Raw genomic sequence first — 19387 nt, 5'->3', positions numbered from 1 at the left:
TCTTCTTTATAAAATCAGTGTTTTTATTTTTAAATATTTTTACGTAAAATCTTATTCATAACTTTTCCCTTTGCTAACTCGTCAATTAGCTTATCTAAATATCTAATTTCCTTCATAATTGGATCTTCGATTTCTTCCAATTTAACACCACAAATGCTGCCTTTAATTAAAGCTCTATCTGGATTTAGCTCTGGCGCATCTGTAAAAAAGGTTTCAAAGTCTATATTATTTTCTATCTTTTCTTCTAAAGCTTCTTGACTATATGATGTTAACCAACGAATAATTTCATCAACCTCTTCTTTTGTGCGTCCTTTTTTCTCCGCCTTTTCAATATAAAGCGGATAAACACTTGCAAAAATCATTTTACGAACATCTCGTCTTGCCATACTACTTCCTCCATTGTATAATTCTCTTTATTCTATCATCAACAATTTCTTTTTCTTCTCAATTTTTTGCTTAATCAAATTATCATGATGATTTATCTCCTTTAGTTTATCTCAAATATTTTATTATAATCAAAATTTTTTTCTTTTAAAAATAGCTATTACTTCCCTTGTTGTTCCTTGTCCTTGGCTCGTAGCAACACAAGATACTAATTCCCAACCTTCTTCACCAAAATTGTTAAGTTGATGATTGAATTCTTCAATCTCCAATATACCACCCATAAAGCCTTTTGTTTCAAACTTAATGCTTCTATACTCCCATTTTTCCAATTCAACCACTCCTTTATAATAAATACTTAGCTTTCATTTAACCACTACATAATAAAAATTTTCAAATAAATTACAGGTAATATATACCATAATTGTAGCATTAATAATAAAAGATGTACAATAAAAAACTCCCATAAGGGAGCTTTTTAATTCAAAATATTTTAAGTAATTTAAAATAAATTACGACAATAATTCTTTTATTAATTTTATTTTAATGCATCTATTCTAACTAAAACTGCCTCTAGCATTTCATTATATTTTTCTCTTTTTTCTTTTTCTCCATCTATTACAGCTTGTGGTGCTTTAGCTACAAAACCTTGGTTAGATAATTTTTTATCTATTCTTTCCACTTCGCCTTCTAGCTTTTTCTTTTCTTTATTTAATCTTTCAAGTTCTTTTTCTTTATCTACTAAGTCTAGAAGTGGCATAAATAACTCTCCACCTTTAACTACTAGTGACACAGCATTTTCTGGAACTTGTGCTTTATCTTCTATAAATGCAACTTCTGATGCAGATGCTAATTTTTCAATATAATGAACTCCTGCTGTAAATGCATCTTTTGCTTCATTTGTAGTATAAGCTATAACTTTAGCTTTTCTTGATGGTGGTACATTCATTTCAGCTCTAACATTTCTTAATCCCTTAATAGCTTCAATTATAAAGTCCATATCCTTTTCAGCTTTTTCGTTATTTAAGTCTTCATTATATTCTGGCCAATTTGAAATTACTATTGATTCACCATCAGTTAAAGTAGTGTATATTTCTTCAGTTATAAATGGCATTACTGGGTGTAGAAGCTTAAGTCCTGTTTTAAGAACTTCATTTAGAACATTATAAACTATTCCTTTTTGCTTTTCATCTTCACCGTATAATACACCTTTAACTAATTCTATATACCAATCACAGAACTCTGTCCACATGAAGTCATAAACCTTTTGAAGCGCAATTCCAAGCTCATATTTTTCCATGTTTTCAGTTACTTCTTTAACTAAAGAATTCATCTTTGAAAGAATGTATTTATCTGCTAAGCTATATTCCTTGCAATCTGCATATTTATCCATTATTTCTTTGTCAAGATTCATCATAACAAATCTTGAAGCATTCCACATCTTATTTGCAAAGTTTCTAGCCGCTTCAACTCTTTCTGGAATATACCTTATATCATTTCCTGGAGAATTTCCTGTAACAAGCATAAATCTTAAGGCGTCTGCTCCATATTCATCTATAACTTCAAGCGGATCTACTCCATTGCCCAAAGATTTACTCATTTTTCTTCCTTGAGCATCTCTTATAATACCATGAATTAAAACTGTATCAAATGGAGTTTCATCCATATTGTGTATTCCAGAGAATATCATTCTTGCGACCCAGAAGAAGATAATATCATATCCAGTAACTAATACATTTGTTGGATAGAAATATTCTAAATCCTCTGTTTTATTTGGCCAACCTAAAGTTGAAAAAGGCCATAGTGCTGATGAGAACCAAGTATCTAATACATCTTCATCTTGATGTAAGTGCTTAGATCCACACTTAGGACAAATTTCTGGTGCATTTTCTTGAACTATCATTTCTCTACAATCATTACAGTACCAAACTGGGATTCTATGTCCCCACCATAATTGTCTTGATATACACCAATCTTGAATGTTTTCCATCCAGTTGAAGTATATTTTATCAAATCTTTCTGGAACAAACTTAGTCTTATTAGTTTTAACTGCTTCAATTGCTGGTTTTGCTAAAGATTCCATTTTAACATACCATTGCTTTGAAATTATAGGTTCAACTGTAGTTCCACATCTATCATGAGTTCCAACATTATGATTGTGAGGTTTAACTTTTACTAATAAACCTAACCCCTCTAAATCTTTAACCATTTGTTTTCTAGCTTCATATCTATCTAAACCTTGATATTTTCCACCTAACTCATTAATAACACCCTTATCATCCATAACTCTTATTTGTGGTAGGTTATGTCTAAGTCCTACTTGGAAATCATTTGGATCATGAGCTGGAGTTATTTTAACCGCACCAGTTCCAAATTCTATATCTACATAGTCATCTCCAACTATTGGAATTTCTCTATCTGTTAGTGGTAGTTTTAATGTTTTTCCTATTAAATTCTTGAATCTATCATCATTTGGATTTACAGCTACAGCAGTATCTCCAAGTAATGTTTCAGGTCTTGTAGTTGCAATTTCTAGATAACCACTTCCATCAGATAATGGATAATTTATATGCCAAAAACTTCCTTCTTTTTCTTCATATTCTATTTCAGCATCTGAAAGAGCTGTAGTACATTTAGGACACCAGTTAGTTATTCTGTTTCCTTGATAAATTAAGCCCTCATTATATAGCTTAACAAAAACAGTTCTAACAGCTTTATTTAAGTTTTCATCCATTGTAAAAGCTTCTCTTGAAAAATCACAAGAAACGCCCATCTTTTTAAGCTGATTTCTTATAGTACCTCTATATTCATCAGACCATTCCCAAACTTTTTTTAAAAATGCTTCTCTTCCCATTTCCTTTTTAACTAATCCTTGCTTTAAAAGTTCATTTTCAACCTTAACCTCAGTTGCAATAGAAGCATGATCTTGTCCTGGAAGCCATAAAGTACAATAACCTTGCATTCTTTTAAATCTTATTAGCATATCTTGAAGTGTATTATCAAGAGCATGACCTAAATGAAGCTTTCCTGTTATATTCGGTGGCGGCATAACTATTGAAAATGGCTTCTTATTTTTATCAATTATTGGTGTAAAATATTTTTTTTCTTCCCAAGTTTTATAAATTCTTTCCTCAAATTCTTTTGGATTATATGTAGTAGCTAAATTATTATTTTCTAACATATATTTTCCTCCTTTATTTCCTTCTTATTTAAAAGCTAACAGTTTTTAATGTTTTATGATTAAAATCATAAAAATACTATTAAGCCTATTTTTTATTTTAAAAATAAAAAAAGAGCCTTCATCACAAAAGGACGAAGACTCGCGGTACCACCTTTTTTCTTACCATAATTTATATGATAAGCTCTTTATTTTATAACGACTAAGACAGCCGTCCTTACTTACTTAGTTTCAGTAAAGATGCTCAAAAGCTACCTTCAGGATACTCTAATATAGAAGGCTTACAGCCTATGACCTTCATTCTCTTTATATATTGTATTCCTTACTCCTCTTTATCATTGCTTTTATATATGATTTTTAAAACTATATTATATCAGATTATCAGTTTTGTCAATATTTCCATAATGAAAATGCATATTGTAATCAATAATTTATTTTTATTTTATTTATATCTTTCAAATCATAATAAGTTAAGAGGCTATTAATAATAGCCTCTTAACTTAACATATTAAAACTTTATTAAATTTTAAAATCTCTACGATCATGCTCTTTTGCTTTTGGTTCTCCATAAACTGCTTTTACACTTTCAACTTGTGGATTATGATTTATATGCTTTTTATGACTATTCTTTGGTTTGTTACTCATTTCTTTCACCTCCAAGTTTATATACTTATCTTATGCAAAAGAAACTATTTTATTTTATTTAATCTTAAGAAATAAAGGTGAAATTATGTAACTATTAATCTTCTAACCATTCTAGCTTTTTTATATATTCATTAACAAACTTTTCACTCATAGATGGATTTATAGTGTCTTCGTGAGTTATTGTTATTGTTGACATTGCAATAGCATATTTAACAGTGTCTTTAATAGACATATTATTCATATATCCATATCCAACTCCTGCAACAAAAGAATCTCCCGCACCAGTAACATTTTTCACTTCTATATTATTAGTTGAAATCTTACCCACTTCTTTACAATTCTTATAATATATGCCATCTGCATCAAGACTTATAAATACATTTTTTACTCCTAAAGATAAAAAGTATTCTGCAGCTTTTTTTAAATCTTCATTATTCTCTATTTTGAATCCACATAAAACCTCAGCTTCTAATCTGTTTGGTTTAATAGTATGAAAATATTTAACCAAATGTTTGATTTTTTCTGCTTTAGTAGCTGAAACAGGATCTAAAATAAATTTAGTTTTTCCTTGAAAATTTGTCAAAATATATTCTAATAATTTAGGATTGTCTGAATCTAATATTGTATATTCTGCATTTTCAATTATATGTGCCTTTGAATCTATAAAACTAGCTCTCATATTATTAAGGCTGTCCATATCTACTATTGCAGATTCCATTTCACCGTCTTCATTTAAAATAGCCATGTATGTTGGTGTATATTCATTTTCTAAAATCAATGAATGCTTCATACTATATCCTATTTTTTTTGAATTCTCCAAAATGTTTCTACCTTGATCATCTCCACCTAAAATAGAAATAAATTCAGTATTAACATTAACTCTTGCTAAATTTTCTGCAATATTTCTACAAACTCCGCCTAAAGATATTTTAATATTTCCAGGTATGGAGTCCTTTCCATGATATTTTTTTCTACTAAAGCCTATTATATCTACTATTGATGCTCCTAATACTAATATATATGGATTATTATTACACATATCATCTCTCCTGCTCTTTTAAATCCGTTCCTAAAAAACATAAATATATTATATTAGAGAACCATAAAAAAATAAAGATAATTTTACAAAGTTTGTCGAATTTTATTTTATATTACAATTTAAAATTGCTATTATTTTTCATTTTTTTAATTTTTGTACATTATTAAGTTAGTTTTCATATATTGAATATTAACTTATACATCTGTCAATAATTTAGACACATATTACTTGTAATCCTTGGAGGTAAAAATGAATTACTTTAATGAAGGCAATAAATACTACAACCTTAAAGATTTTAAGAAAGCAATAGATTTTTATAATATGTCAATTGAAAATAATGAAAATACAACATGTTCCTACTATAATGCTGGTGTTTGTTATATAAAACTTAAAAATTTTGACTCTGCTATAAAAATGATAAAAAGAGCACTTGCTATGCAACAAGAAAGTAAGTACTTTTTTAACCTAGCTTATTGTTATGCAATGAAAGAAGAAATAAAAAAAGCCTTGATTTATTTCAATCTGGCTTGGTCTTTAGATAATTCTGATGATGATTGCGAAAAAGCTATTAATTTAATAATATCTAAAAATAAAAAAGCTCAATAGTTTTAAATTGCGAAGCATTTTTCAGTTCACAGTTCACAAGGCACAGTGCACAGTTATTTTTATTTTATAGGTAACAGGGAACAAGCTCAATTATAGTCCGCTACACTTGACTAAGTTTTTAATTTACCTCACCAATTATTTTTTACCAATAACTTAATTCATTATTAATTTAAATTCTTAATATAAGTTGGCGAAGGTAAATAGGATATGTGAAATAAGCATATAGCGAGAAACTAGAAGTACTTCGTGAAGGAAGAACTACTATGCCTCTTAGTGTTGTTGGTTTGTCTGAGCGCAGCGAGTTTAACCAAAACTCTTGGCATAGTAGTTCTCCGAGCCTAGTACTTCTTTGCGTAGCTATTTAGCTTATGAAACATATCTATTTATCGTAGCCTTTATATTCGCAATTTAAAACTATTACGCATTGTTAATTATTAATTAATCAATTCCATTCTCCTGCTATTTGTGGATTTAAATGGTCTTCATAAAAATCTTCATTATCAAAGTAATCTCCTGCTAAATAAAATGTTGAATCTACGTTAATCCAAATTCCTTCTTCTTTAAGATACACTTGATTCCATGCATGTGGACCATAATTTTCACCATCGAAAGCATCTCCTGTAACTATTCGTGTTCCCAATCCTACTGATTTTGCCATAGCAACATAAAGACAAGAATAATCAAAGCAAATTCCACTTCTTGTATTCCATGCTTCTATTGCTCCACTATTGCTTACCCCCTCTGGACCTAATGCTTTTTCAGCCTTTGAAAAATCATATTTTATATTTGATCCAATCCATGAATATAATTTTTTTGCCTTTTCTCTATCACTTTTGCTACTTCCAACTATTTCAATTGCTTTTTGATCAATTTCATTTGATGACATTATCCCCTCTTCTAAAGTTACACCATTATAATACACTATTACATTTGAATTTGCTGGAATATACTCCTTAAAATCATTATAAGATATTACAGGTTTGTTTATTGATATTATACGTTCTAATGTTCCATATCCTTTTATATCATTAAATAGGTTAATTTTCATACCTCTTCCAAAGGTTGTATTATAAGTCACAATTCCCATAAACATAATTAAAATAATAACTAATCCTTTTAAAAATCCAAAAAGTGATGAAAATAATACTATTCTTATTTTCCCTTTATTTAATAAACCTTTATAAGTTCTTGTTAAAGGATTATTTAGGCATTTTAAAACAAAATAAATTATTGTTTGTATAAATAGAAAAACTACTGCAAGCATTAATGCTTTAAATAAATTACTACTAATTAAAGTATCTGCTGAATAATTATTTGCAAACTTCAATATAGCTAAATATATATCTTCTAAATTAATAATCATTATTAAAAATGTTATGAAAATAGAAAAATAATAAAGTAACCTCTTTAAAGAATACTCAGCAGTTTCTTCTTCTAATGAACCTTGTAAACTGCCTTTTATTGAAAAAAGCATTAATAAAGCACATAAAATATATGGCAAATATGTAATCATTAATGTCTCTCCTTTTATTAATATATTTCTTCTGTATTCATTACTCTCTTTACAACATTTGAAACTACATCATGATCATATCCTTTTGATAATAAAAACCTATATAGCTTTTGAGATAATTTATATTTATCAGTTTCTCGCTTCGATAGTATATTGTATTTTTTCAATACCATATTATATGCTATTTCTTTTTCATTTTCTTCATCTATGTTGGAAATTTCTTTTTCTATAAGATTATCGCTAATCCCTTTTTTTATTAAATCATACTTTATCTTCTTCTTGCCTTGTAATTTACTCTTATCTTTTACATACATTTTTACATAACTTATATCATTTAACAAATTATATTCCCTTAAAAAGTCTACAGTTTTATCAATAGTTAAATTATCATATCCTTTTAATAAAAGCTTATCCTTAAGTTCTTTTTCACTTTTATAAGATCTCTCTATGATTCTAAGGGCAGCATTCTTGCATTTTATATAATTATCTTCCTTAGAAATAAAGATTATTTTTTCTATATCAACTTTCTCATTTATTTTTAAATTTTCTTTATAAACTAATTCAGCACTTAATGAAAATGAATACTCGTTATCAATATATATATTTACTCTTTCTTTATTTTTCTTTTGTACTTCTATTTTAGTAATAATATTCATGATTTTCTCCATAATTTTAAGATTTTAATATGTGAATAGTTGGATTGTTTAAAACTTCTCTTGCTACTTGTTGAATTTTATTTACATCCAAACTATGAAGCTTTTCCATATCTGAAACAAATTCATATAGATTTTCATTATCTAACCCTTGGTGAAGCATATAATTACATAGTTCTGAAGGATCTTCTAAAGTTGATATAACTGCTGTTTTATGAACTTTTTTCATAAGATCTAAATCTCTTTCTCCAATTTCTAAAGCTCCATTTTTAACACCAGATATTGTTTCATCTATTGATTTTATAGCTGCTTTCACATCTTCTTCTCCAACTGCAGTATAGATATATAAAGTCTTAACATTATTTGTCATATCTATACTTGTATAAATATCATATGCAAGTCCTCTTTTTTCTCTTACTTCCCTAAATAAAAGAGAATTTGAACTTTCTCCTAATCTATGATTTAAAATTCTAAGTGGAAGTTCTAAATTTCTATCCAAATTATAAAATGTATATAAATAAACTATTGTATTTTGCTCTATATTAGACTTTGTAGTTGTTATAGATTTACAAATATTCTTTTCTTCAATAATATTTTTTTCTTGTTTTTCACCCTTTTCCCACTTAGCAAATTTATTTTTCACTTCATTTAATGCTTCATCATGATCATATGGTGATACTACTGTCACCAATGCATTATTAGGTATATAATATCTATTATAAAAACTAATTAAATCATCCCTTGTATATTTTTTTATATTACCTTCAAGTCCTGCAACATCATATTTTAAAGGACTATCTTTAAATGCTACTTCATTAATTCTTTTAAAACTTAAATCTTCGATATCATCCTTACTAGTCCTCATCTCTGCAAGAATTACGCCTCTTTCCTTTTCCAATTCTTCCTTATCAAATTTAGGATTTATAATCATATCTCCTAAGATATCTATAGCATTTTTAAGTTCTTCGTCTAAACAACTAATTGTATAAACCGTTGATGTATAATCTGTATAAGCGTTATATTCTCCCCCTAAAAATTCTAATTCATCATTTAAAGTTTCATAACTTCTATTTTTTGTTCCTTTAAATAACATATGTTCTATAAAGTGAGAGATTCCTTTTTCATTTATATTTTCATATAGAGAACCAACTTTTATTCCAATATTTATAGATGTTATTTTGGTATCTTTTTTTATTGTTATAACTTCTAATCCATTATCTAAAATATGTCTTTCAACATTAAAATTCAATTTGAACATATATTCCACCCATTCTTTATACTTTTTTATTAAAAATTATTTTTTGACTTAAAATTAAATATAATAATATAATTATATATATGTTTTACTTAATAATCTACATAATTAATCTTTACCATATTAATATTGACATTTATAATTAAAATAAAGCATTTAGAATAGGGGGGCTTTTATGAAAAAAAATATACTATTAATTGAAGATGAAACTCGTATTAGATTTCTTCTGAGAGATTACTTTTTAAAAGAAGGGTTTAATATTATAGAAGCATCTGATGGTGATGAAGGACTTAATTATTTTATAAGCACTAAAGTAGATTTAGTTATATTAGATATTATGATGCCTAAAGTAGATGGAATCACAGTTTTAGAGATGATAAGAAAAGCTTCAACTATACCTGTCATACTATTAACCGCTAAAGGACAAGAAGAAGATAAATTGTTTGGCTATGAAATGGGAGCAGATGATTATATAACTAAACCTTTTTCCCCTAAAGTATTGATAGCTAAAGTAAAAGCTTTACTTAAGAGAACTTCTGAAGAAAGTTTTTCTAGTTCAAAAGAATATGATGGTTTAACTATAAATAAGTTATCTCATGAAGTAAAGGTAAATAAAGAAATTATTAATCTTTCTCCTAAAGAATTTGAACTTCTATCTTATCTATCTGATAATGAAGGAATAGCACTATCTAGAGACACTATACTAGATAATGTATGGGGATTAGATTATTACGGAGATTTAAGAACAGTAGATACAAATATTAAAAGGCTTAGGGAAAAGCTTGGTGATAAATCTAGTTGCATAGTTACGGTTAGAGGAAGTGGTTATAGATTTGAAGCAAAAAAATAAATTTAGTATATCAAAAAAATTATTTTTAATAACCTTCGGTTTAATTTTTAGCATGTTAATTTTTAGTATGTTATTTCAAATTTTGTTTTTTGAAGATTTCTATTTAAGTAGAAAAGTAAAAGATATGATAAAAGATGCTAATAAGTTTAGCACATTAAACTCTTATACTAACGAAAATCTTTTAACTGATGCATTATATAGATTCGAGCAAGAAAATGACTCTAAGGTTGCTATTTTTTCATTAGATGGTAAATTTAAAGTTCTACCGAATTACGATAAAAGTACAGATGATTTTCAGGTTCTAACAGCATTTTGTGCTGAAATTATTAATGATAAAGCTCTTATTAATGAAGTTTTGACTTCTGGTAAACCACAAGCTAACGTTTTTGAGAATAAATCAAGTAACTCAAAAAAAATTGGTATTTTATCACCAATGTCATTAAATTCTAAAAATGATTCTATTATTGTAACAGTTTCATCTATGCAACCTATTAATGAAGCTGCTGGTGTTATTAAAGAATTCTATGAATATCTCTTTTTAGGAATTAGTTTAATTGCGATCTTACTCTCCTCTGTTTATGCAAATTTAATTTCTAAACCACTGGTAAATATAAATAAGGTTGCTAAAAAGATGTCTTCAATGGATTTTACAGCTAAATGTGAAGTCAGGTCTGATGATGAAATTGGAAATCTTGCCATAACATTGAATTTTCTATCATCTACATTAAAAAACGCATTAGATGACTTAAAACAAAAAAATAAAAAGTTAGAAGAAGACATTGAAAAAGAACGTAAGCTAGAAGAAATGAGAAAAGATTTCGTTGCTAGTGTTTCACATGACTTAAAAACTCCTATTGGTATAATAGAAGGATATGCAGAAGGTCTTAAAGATGGAATTGCCACTGGTGAGGATGCATTAATTTATATTAATACTATTATAGATGAATCACATAAAATGAACAGATTAGTAACTAATATGTTGGAAATTTCAAAACTTGAATCTGGAAACATAGAATTAGTTATAGAAAAGTTTAATATACTTCGACTAATTAGAAAGCTTATTAAAAGTTTTTCTTTAGAATTTTCTTCTAAAGATATAGAATTAAATTTAATATCTGAATTAGAGTACTGCTATGTTATTGGAGATATATTTCAATTAGAACAAGTCCTTACTAATCTTATTAGTAATGCTCTCAAATATACTCCAAGTAAAGAAAAAGTTATAATAGAAGTTAGTACAAATAATAATATTGTGAATATTTCCATAGAAAATAAAGGTGCTTATATCCCTGAGAATGAAATACAAAATTTATATACTAAATTTTATAGAATTGATAAAGCAAGAAATACTTCTAAAGAAAGTAATGGCCTAGGACTCGCAATAGTAAAAAGAATTCTAAATCTTCATGAAAGTTCATATTCGCTAACAAATACAATTGATGGTGTTAAATTTGAATTTACTTTGAAAAAAGCTGATGACTTAGAAATGATATAAGGCTGTCTATACGACAGCCAGTTTTTATTACATAAAAAAACTTATAATTAATAATATTGATAAAATAATATTTGATATCAGTACAATTTTACTATTAGTAGAAATTGTGCTAATTCCTTTTTCTTCTTTACTTTCTAGCATATCTACCATAATTAATATTTGGTCAAGTTTGTTTAAAACTTCTTTATTTAATTTTTTATTTTCTCCAATTTCACTTATATTTTGTAAAACTTCTTTTTTGCTTTTCTCAACCTCTTCTCTTATATCATCAATTACTATATCCTTATATAGACATTTAAGTTTTTCCTTTATATTATCTTTTATAATATCTTCTCTTAAATAATTATCCACCTAATATCTCCTCCTCTATATTTAACATTCCATCAATAATAATTGAAAGATATTCATAATTTAAAATCAACTCTACATCTTTTAAAGTTCCAGAGTTTATTAATTTAACTATATAATCTTTTTCTTCTAAAAATTCTTTTTTTATATAATTCAACAATGTGCTAATTAACTTTTCTTCTTCTTTAGAAGATTCATCAAAATCCTTAATTTGTTTTTTTAATTTTTTAAGTTTTTTAAGTTCATAATCTTTTATTTTTTTAATTTCACTAACTGCTTCTTCAATATCCTCTAAGCTTTCAAAGTCAGTGTTTTTATTCCTTTCCTTTAGAATTGAAACTAATCTTGCTTCTCTTTCTTTATCTAATTCTACAAAGCTATTTTCCAAATTTTTAATTGTATTTTCTGTATTACATATTTTGCTTTTTAGTTCATTTCTTTTCCTGTTTATAAACTTAATTTCATATTTTTTTGATTCTAAAAATCTTCTTATAATTAAATTTTCATTTGTATTTCCTTCTAAATTATAGTCTATAAATTTATCCTTATAATCTTGTAAAAATAATTTTGTGCCTTTATATATAAAATAGTCTTCTCTTAAATAATTATTATTTTTCATTTCTTCACCCATAATCCCTCACCCCACTATCTAAATATCTACTCTTTAATAGTTATGTCATGCTTATAGATAAGCTTATAGATACTGACTTTATTTAAATACTATAAATTTCAAATATAATTAGTTAAGTGTAAAATATTTCTTGCAACTTATATAGTAATAATATGCTTCTAAATATATTATTATTATAAAAAAATAGTAGAAATTTAAAATTCCTACTACTTAAAAATTTAACCTTCAATTAAATTAAAATCTTGTATCTTTTTTATTTTCTTGCACTGAGGACAAATAATTAAACATTCACTCTTTAACCCCTCAAAATTATACCCACATTTATCACATGTACATTCTGATTTATTTATCTCCATCTTCTTCACCCTCCTTATAATACTAATTCTTACCACATATTATTTCTCTTATTCTTCTAAAAATAATTTTAACTTTTTGATAGAAATTTTTAGACTATACATTTATATTCATAGTTTATATAAATATTCTAAAATTATTATATAAAAATAGACTATATAAAAATATAATCTATCTTTCTTTTACTAATTTCCTTCTGATTCTATAGGCTTCTTTTCTCTTAAATTATCCATTATTTCTTCTTTTATTTTTAATATTTCTTCTGACTCCTCAATAGTTTTATTTTCTCCTATTTCAGTTAATTTTTCACTTAATAATAACATAACTAAAGATTCAAATGCATTTGCTCCCTTGCCTTCTCCTTCAGCTCCTGTATTTATAAGGGTTCTTGGAACTATATCAATCTTGCCTTCCTTAATTGCATTTGTAAAGGAAGTCATAACATCATTTATAACTTTATATTGTGGTCCGCCATAAGCATTTACTTGTTCCCTTGCAGCTATAGCCTTTGATATACCTACTCTTGCTTCCTTATCAGCATCAGCTTCTGCTGTTATTTTTATCTTAAAGGCTTCTGCTTCAGATTGCTTTTTAACCTTATAAGCTTCTGCTTCAGAAAGATTTTGTATTTTTTCAGCATCTTGCTTAGCCTTCATAAGCTCTGCTTTACCTTGATTTTCTTGAATTCTAATATTAATATCTGATTCTGTTAAAGTAGTTTGTTGTTTTGCAATAGCTTCTGCTTCTCTAAGTTCCTTTTCTTTTTCTGCTGCTTTTTGTTGAGTTTCATAAGTTTCAAGCTGTTCCTTTGCAATTTGTCTACTTCTTAACTGAGTTAATATTGTTTCAATATTTGTATCTGCCTTAGAGCTTCCAGGAGTTCCTATTAATACTTCTTCTAGTTCTAAATTGTAGTGGTCGAACTTTCCTTTCATTTCTAATGAACTTTGTGCTTGAATTTCGTTTCTTTGTTGTATTAATTCTATTAATGTTTTAGTTTGTCCTATATTCTTAAAATATGCAGATACCATAGGATCTAATGTTTGATCCACTAGCATCTTTATATCTCCGAATCTTTGAATTACAAGAGGTGCTTTTCTATAATCTATATGAAATACTACTGATAGTGGTAATGTTGGTTCAAAAGCATCTTTAGTAATTAAATTTACTTCTTTAAGATTTTCATCATATTTATGACTACCATTTTGATTACTAATCCATTTCAATATTACATTAGTGGTTGGAACTTTAATTATATTACCTGCATAAGTGTTAAATGCATATTTACCTGGCATTAAGGCTTCATTCCAAACTCCTCTATAACCCTTTTTAACTAATTCCCCATGCTTGTAGTCAGTTCCTGAGAAATCTTCTCCCTTTGATCCTGTATATGAAACTACAACCCCTACAAATCCAACTGGGATAATAATTTTAGGAATATATTCTACTGTTGCAAATAATCTATTTATAAAGTAAGTACCATCAGCTAAAACTTGATATTGCCTACCCCTATATCCACCAGCTTTTAAAAATGCATCAATATTTTGAAAATTATTATGATAATTTTCATCGTTATGATTATCTCCAACTATAGGACATATTATATTTTCTGATCCTAATGATTGTCCATCATGTACTGTCACTATTCCTACTAAATCACTATTACCCTCAATTATGATAGGCTCAAATCCTCTTCTTTCAGAAATTAATCTAGACATAGTTAAAATAGTATCTAGCTCATGTTTATTTCCCATCTTTAAATAATAAGTTTTATTTTCTGTAATAATTACAAATTGCGCAAGATTAAATGCATAGGTACCTTCTCTTATTATTCCCCTTTGTGGACCTTTTTGTCCTCCATTTTCTAAGAAGCTTCTTACATCTTGAAAGTTATTTCCCTCTCTGACTACTTTTCCTAAAGTTTGTGTTGCTTCTAAAGGTTTTCCATCTCTTGCAAAAACATAGGCAATTTTCCCTTGGGGTATTGTAACTAGAGGAACTATATGAACTTTATAAATAAATGGTGTTCTAAAATGAATTCCTCCTCTTAGTAATGCAGGTTGATATCCTGCTTCACCCTTCAATGCAATTATTTGTTCATTCAAAGACCCTTTAGTAGACCACCATTTTTCAACAATCCCTACCTTATCATTTGGAATTATTCTAAATCCTATAATCCATAATAATATTATTACTCCAAGGACTATAGATACTACTTTAATTCCAAGTAAAATCATTTCATTCATACTGCACCTCCAATATTTAATAATGTAATTATACCAAATATTGGTTAATAAATAGATATTCATTTTGGACAAAAAAGCTTGTATTTTCTTCGAAAAAAAGCAAAAGAAATAAACATTTCTGTATATTTCTTTTACTATCTATTTATTACATTAGTTTTTTAAATTCATCTTTCCTAAAAGATCTGCAAAAGGATTATTATTAAAGTCCTCTGCCTCTTTTTTCATTTTCTTCATCATATTATTTACTTCTCTTTTATCTACTTTGCCCTTTTTATCAAATCTCTTTTCAAATTGTGAAGCCTTTTCCCTAAAGTTACAGTTTGCACCTGTACAAACATATATCTTTCCGTCTCCTTGACCTCTAACTTCTAACTTTTTCTTACATTCTGGGCATCTAGCATTAGTAGTTCTACTTACACTTTCTCTATATCCACATTCTCTATCTTGGCATACATTCATAACTCCATTTTTACCTTTTACTTCTAAAAGATATTTTCCGCAATTAGGACATTTTTTGCCTGTTTTATTATCGTGAACAAATTTGCTATTATCAGTTTTAACAGCTTCTACTAAGGCTATTGCATAATTTCTCATTTCTTTAATAAAAGCATCTGGATTATCTTTTCCCTTACTAATTCCATCAAGTCTACTTTCCCACTTCGCAGTTAATAATGGAGATTTAAGTTCATTAGGTACTAAATCTATTAATTGCCTTCCTTTAGAAGTTGGAACTATTTCTTTTCCCTTTTTCTCAATAACAAAGGAATTAAATAATTTTTCAATTATATCTGCTCTTGTAGCAACTGTTCCAAGTCCACCTGTTTCATTTAATGTCTTCGCTGCTTCCTTATTTACATTTACATACTTTTGAGGATTTTCCATAGCTGATAAAAGTGTTCCCTCATTAAATCTTGCTGGCGGCTTGGTTTGGCCTTTATTTAAATCCACTGAATTTATCTTTAATAAATCTCCCTTGTTAAGCTCTGGAAGTACTTGGTTCTTTAAATCATCTTCATTTGAACTATCATCTATTATTTCTTTATCATACAAAGATTTCCATCCTTTTGATTTTATAACCTGCCCCTTTGCAATAAAACTTTCTCCATTTATATCAGCCTTTATATTTGTTTGGATATATTCAAATGGTGGCATTAAAATGCTTAAAAATCTTTTAACTACAAGATCATATATATGTTTTTCTTCTGAACTTAAATTGCTTAAGTTTGGCTTTTGTTCAGTAGGTATAATTGCATGGTGATCACTAACCTTGCTATTATCTACAAAGCTCTTATTTCCACTTATTTTACCTTTTAGTATTTCAGAAGCTGCCATTCTGTATTCACCAATAGATATTGCCTTCAACCTATCTGGAATGGTTGAAACAACATCTGTAGATATATATCTTGAATCAGTTCTTGGATATGTTAAGATCTTATGATTTTCATAAAGCCTCTGCATTATTGATAAAGTTTGCTTTGCTGAATATCCCCATATTTTATTGGCATCTCTTTGAAGCTCTGTTAAATCATATAAAGCTGGAGAAAATTTCTTTTTAGGAATTTCTGTTATTGATGTTATTTTAGCATCATGTCCTTTTGAATTATTTAAAATCTTATTTGCACATTCTTCATTAAAAATTTTTGTATTATTATCATTATTAATCCATTGAAGTACTATTCCATTTGCTTTTGCAGATATAGTATAAAAGTCTTTTGGTCTAAAATTCTTTATTTCATCTTCTCTATTTACTATCATAGCTAAAGTTGGAGATTGTACTCTCCCTGCTGAAAGCTGTGCATTATATTTACATGTTAGTGCTCTTGTTGCGTTAAGTCCAACTATCCAATCTGCTTCTGCTCTACATACTGCTGCTTTATATAAATTTTCGTACTGACTTCCAGGTTTTAAATTTTTAAAACCATCTAAAATTGCTTTATCAGTTTGAGATGATATCCAAAGCCTTTTTATAGGTTTCTTAACACCTGACTTTTCTATAATCCATCTTGCTACAAGTTCTCCTTCTCTACCAGCATCAGTAGCTATTACTATTTCTTCAATATCACTTCTATTTAAAAGCTTTTTTACTTCATAAAATTGTTTAGATGTCTTTTTTAAAACTGTTAGTTTCATATACTTAGGTAGCATTGGAAGAGTTTCCATGCTCCAAGTTTTATATTTTTCATCATATCCTTCTGGATCTTGTAGACCAACTAAATGTCCTAACGCCCAAGTTATAATATATTTATTTCCTTCAATATATGCTCCTTTATTTTGATTACATTTTAAAACCTTTGCTATATCTCTACCAACAGAAGGCTTTTCTGCTAGTACTAATACTTTTCCCATATTTTAAATCCTTTCTCTTTTAAGAGATATCCACTTCTTATCTCTTAAACTACATATATTATTTTAACTAATTAAACTATATCTAATTTATAATATTCTGTAAACCTTCTTTAAATAAACAACTGAATAAATTGTTTAACAATTTATATCATTCCTCCATCGACTTTTATAATTTGTCCTGTTAAGTAACTACAGCTATCGTTGCATAAAAAGGCTACTAATTTCCCAATTTCAGTGGCTTCTCCAAATCTCCCCATTGGTATTTCTTCTTTTAACTCATTCTTTTCATCTTCACATAAAAATGAATTCATTTCTGTATTAATTACACCTGGAGCAACTGCATTAACTCTTACTCCCATTGGCGCAACTTCTTTTGCAAGGGATTTAGTGAATAAGTTTATTCCTCCTTTTGAAGTAGAGTATATTACTTCACAAGAAGCACCAACATCACCCCATATAGAAGAAATATTAATTATATTTCCAGTACCTTTAGATATCATATGTGGAAGTGCATGTTTACTTAAATACATAGCTCCACGAATATTTACTCCCATAACATTATCTATATCTTCTTTTGAGGAATCCATAAATAATCCTATAGTAGATATTCCTGCGTTATTTATTAGTATATCTATTTTCCCAAAGTATTCTATAACATAGTCTATCATTTTCTTACAGGTATTATAATCTGATATATTTCCCTTGTATAACTTAGCATAACCACCTAATGCAATTATTTCTGCTAATGTAGTTTCTGCTCCATTATCATCTTTAGAATAATTTATAATTACAGAAGCTCCTTCTTTCGCTAATTCAATTGCTATAGCTTTTCCAATACCACGTGATGCACCTGTAACTAAAGCTATTTTTCCTTGTAAGTTTTCCATACTTTTCTCCTAATTTCATTTATATTATAAGCATTCTTTTACTACTCTTTTTACATTTTTAAAGAATATCTTATCAATTTCTGAACTTATAAATTTTTCTTTTATTAGAGCATCTCTAAGCTTCTCTATTTCTCCAATATTTCTAATTTCCACTTCATTTTCTATACCATCAAAATCTGTTCCTAATGCAAGTACATCTATTCCTCCAATATTTTTTATATGTTTAATATGTGCTATCATAGATTCAATTGTAGGAATTCTTTCATTTCCTAAAAATGGTGCGCAAAAATTTAATCCCATAACTCCACCTTTATTAGCTAATTTAACTATCATATCATCAGTTAAATTTCTTGAATGATTAGTTATTTCTCTAGCATTAGAATGAGTTGCAATAAAAGGTTTCTTGCATATTTCTATTAAATCATAAAATCCACCATCTGATAAATGAGAACAATCTGGTATTATTTTAAATTTTTCCATTTCATTAACTATTTCTTTTCCTTTATCTGTTAAACCATAATCTTTATATTTATACCCTGCATTTGGATAGCCTATGCTATTAGGAAAATTCCATGTTAAGGTTATAAATCTTATTCCCATATCATGAACTTCTTTTACTCTTTCTATTTTTCCTTCTAAAACTTCGCCTTCTTCTATTGATAAAAATGCTCCTATTTTTCCCTTATTATTAGTATCCTCTAAGCCCTTTAAATCTGTTACTATTTCAATATCATTATGATTTTCCTTTAATTCCTTCATTAAAACATCATTCATTTTTTTAAATTCTAAATATGGGTTATCTACTATATTTAATTCTATAAAGTGTGCAAAAACTTGTGCTAATGCTTTTGATTCTTTTAATTTCTTTATATCAACTTTACAAATACTTTCCTTAAGTTTTAAATTTTCATATAATAACCTGCTTGCTGTATCACAATGTAAATCTATTGAATTCATTAG

Annotated in this window: 18 protein-coding genes and 1 other annotated feature; of the genes, 3 read left to right on the top strand and 15 right to left on the bottom strand. The window is 27.5% G+C overall.

Going from position 1 to position 19387, the window contains the following annotated elements:
* Positions 1-29 precede the first annotated feature (29 nt).
* The 5 genes from ABDZ60_RS16745 to ABDZ60_RS16725 form a co-directional block, all read right to left on the bottom strand.
* Entirely contained in the window at positions 30-386 is a 357-nt protein-coding gene (locus tag ABDZ60_RS16745) for a DUF2200 domain-containing protein (protein WP_016206739.1), read from the bottom strand.
* 129 nt (positions 387-515) lie between these two features.
* Positions 516-722: a DUF4177 domain-containing protein gene (locus ABDZ60_RS16740; RefSeq protein WP_423219279.1), complete on the bottom strand. Its 207-nt coding sequence runs from the start codon at positions 720-722 to the stop codon at positions 516-518.
* Positions 723-919: 197 nt separating this feature from the next.
* Positions 920-3562, bottom strand: coding sequence for a valine--tRNA ligase (locus tag ABDZ60_RS16735; protein ID WP_343779688.1), 2643 nt, complete (start codon positions 3560-3562; stop codon positions 920-922).
* A 124-nt stretch (positions 3563-3686) separates the two neighbouring features.
* Positions 3687-3907, bottom strand: a binding site (T-box leader).
* A 171-nt stretch (positions 3908-4078) separates the two neighbouring features.
* Positions 4079-4204, bottom strand: a complete 126-nt coding sequence (locus ABDZ60_RS16730) for a CPC_1213 family protein (protein WP_016206734.1) — start codon at positions 4202-4204, stop codon at positions 4079-4081.
* A gap of 94 nt (positions 4205-4298) precedes the next feature.
* Positions 4299-5243, bottom strand: a complete 945-nt coding sequence (locus tag ABDZ60_RS16725; RefSeq protein WP_016206733.1) for a carbohydrate kinase family protein — start codon at positions 5241-5243, stop codon at positions 4299-4301.
* Between the two features lie 249 nt (positions 5244-5492).
* Between ABDZ60_RS16725 and ABDZ60_RS16720 the strand changes: the two genes are divergently transcribed.
* Positions 5493-5849 carry a tetratricopeptide repeat protein gene (locus ABDZ60_RS16720; protein WP_016209222.1) on the top strand — a complete coding sequence of 119 codons (357 nt, stop codon included), beginning with the start codon at positions 5493-5495 and terminating at the stop codon, positions 5847-5849.
* A gap of 442 nt (positions 5850-6291) precedes the next feature.
* Here ABDZ60_RS16720 and ABDZ60_RS16715 read toward each other — a convergent pair whose 3' ends face one another.
* The 3 genes from ABDZ60_RS16715 to ABDZ60_RS16705 are packed head-to-tail and all read right to left on the bottom strand — an operon-like array spanning position 6292 to position 9273.
* Entirely contained in the window at positions 6292-7362 is a 1071-nt protein-coding gene (locus ABDZ60_RS16715) for a transglutaminase-like domain-containing protein (protein ID WP_343779684.1), read from the bottom strand.
* Between the two features lie 17 nt (positions 7363-7379).
* Positions 7380-8018: a recombination regulator RecX gene (gene recX / locus ABDZ60_RS16710; RefSeq protein ID WP_343779682.1), complete on the bottom strand. Its 639-nt coding sequence runs from the start codon at positions 8016-8018 to the stop codon at positions 7380-7382.
* A 16-nt stretch (positions 8019-8034) separates the two neighbouring features.
* On the bottom strand, positions 8035-9273 hold the full coding sequence (locus ABDZ60_RS16705) for a M16 family metallopeptidase (RefSeq protein ID WP_016206730.1): 1239 nt from the start codon (positions 9271-9273) through the stop codon (positions 8035-8037).
* A 172-nt stretch (positions 9274-9445) separates the two neighbouring features.
* Between ABDZ60_RS16705 and ABDZ60_RS16700 the strand changes: the two genes are divergently transcribed.
* Both ABDZ60_RS16700 and ABDZ60_RS16695 read left to right on the top strand, forming a co-directional pair.
* Positions 9446-10120 (top strand): response regulator transcription factor, encoded by a 675-nt coding sequence (locus tag ABDZ60_RS16700; RefSeq protein ID WP_047000853.1) that lies wholly within the window; start codon positions 9446-9448, stop codon positions 10118-10120.
* Between the two features lie 52 nt (positions 10121-10172).
* Positions 10173-11615, top strand: coding sequence for a sensor histidine kinase (locus tag ABDZ60_RS16695; protein ID WP_047000861.1), 1443 nt, complete (start codon positions 10173-10175; stop codon positions 11613-11615).
* 27 nt (positions 11616-11642) lie between these two features.
* Here ABDZ60_RS16695 and ABDZ60_RS16690 read toward each other — a convergent pair whose 3' ends face one another.
* The 7 genes from ABDZ60_RS16690 to ABDZ60_RS16660 all read right to left on the bottom strand — a co-directional run bounded on the left by ABDZ60_RS16690 (position 11643) and on the right by ABDZ60_RS16660 (position 19384).
* Complete coding sequence (locus ABDZ60_RS16690; RefSeq protein ID WP_016206728.1) at positions 11643-11966, bottom strand: hypothetical protein; 324 nt, start codon at positions 11964-11966, stop codon at positions 11643-11645.
* Positions 11959-12594 carry a hypothetical protein gene (locus ABDZ60_RS16685; protein ID WP_016206727.1) on the bottom strand — a complete coding sequence of 212 codons (636 nt, stop codon included), beginning with the start codon at positions 12592-12594 and terminating at the stop codon, positions 11959-11961. The genes ABDZ60_RS16690 and ABDZ60_RS16685 overlap by 8 nt, the downstream gene beginning before the upstream one ends.
* A gap of 218 nt (positions 12595-12812) precedes the next feature.
* On the bottom strand, positions 12813-12950 hold the full coding sequence (locus ABDZ60_RS16680; RefSeq protein ID WP_156174298.1) for a hypothetical protein: 138 nt from the start codon (positions 12948-12950) through the stop codon (positions 12813-12815).
* Between the two features lie 183 nt (positions 12951-13133).
* On the bottom strand, positions 13134-15194 hold the full coding sequence (locus ABDZ60_RS16675; RefSeq protein WP_047000851.1) for an SPFH domain-containing protein: 2061 nt from the start codon (positions 15192-15194) through the stop codon (positions 13134-13136).
* A gap of 150 nt (positions 15195-15344) precedes the next feature.
* On the bottom strand, positions 15345-17540 hold the full coding sequence (locus ABDZ60_RS16670) for a DNA topoisomerase III (RefSeq protein WP_343779674.1): 2196 nt from the start codon (positions 17538-17540) through the stop codon (positions 15345-15347).
* Between the two features lie 143 nt (positions 17541-17683).
* The gene (gene ymfI, locus ABDZ60_RS16665; RefSeq protein WP_343779672.1) at positions 17684-18427 is read right to left on the bottom strand and encodes an elongation factor P 5-aminopentanone reductase; all 744 of its coding nucleotides are present in this window, start codon (positions 18425-18427) and stop codon (positions 17684-17686) included.
* A gap of 24 nt (positions 18428-18451) precedes the next feature.
* Positions 18452-19384, bottom strand: coding sequence for a dipeptidase (locus ABDZ60_RS16660; protein ID WP_343779669.1), 933 nt, complete (start codon positions 19382-19384; stop codon positions 18452-18454).
* Positions 19385-19387: the final 3 nt, after the last annotated feature.

Source organism: Clostridium sartagoforme (assembly GCF_039521405.1).
GTDB classification, from domain to species: Bacteria; Bacillota; Clostridia; order Clostridiales; family Clostridiaceae; genus Clostridium; species Clostridium sartagoforme.
The sequence above is the reverse complement of the archived record's forward strand: the minus strand, read 5'-3'. Positions and strand labels throughout refer to the sequence as shown.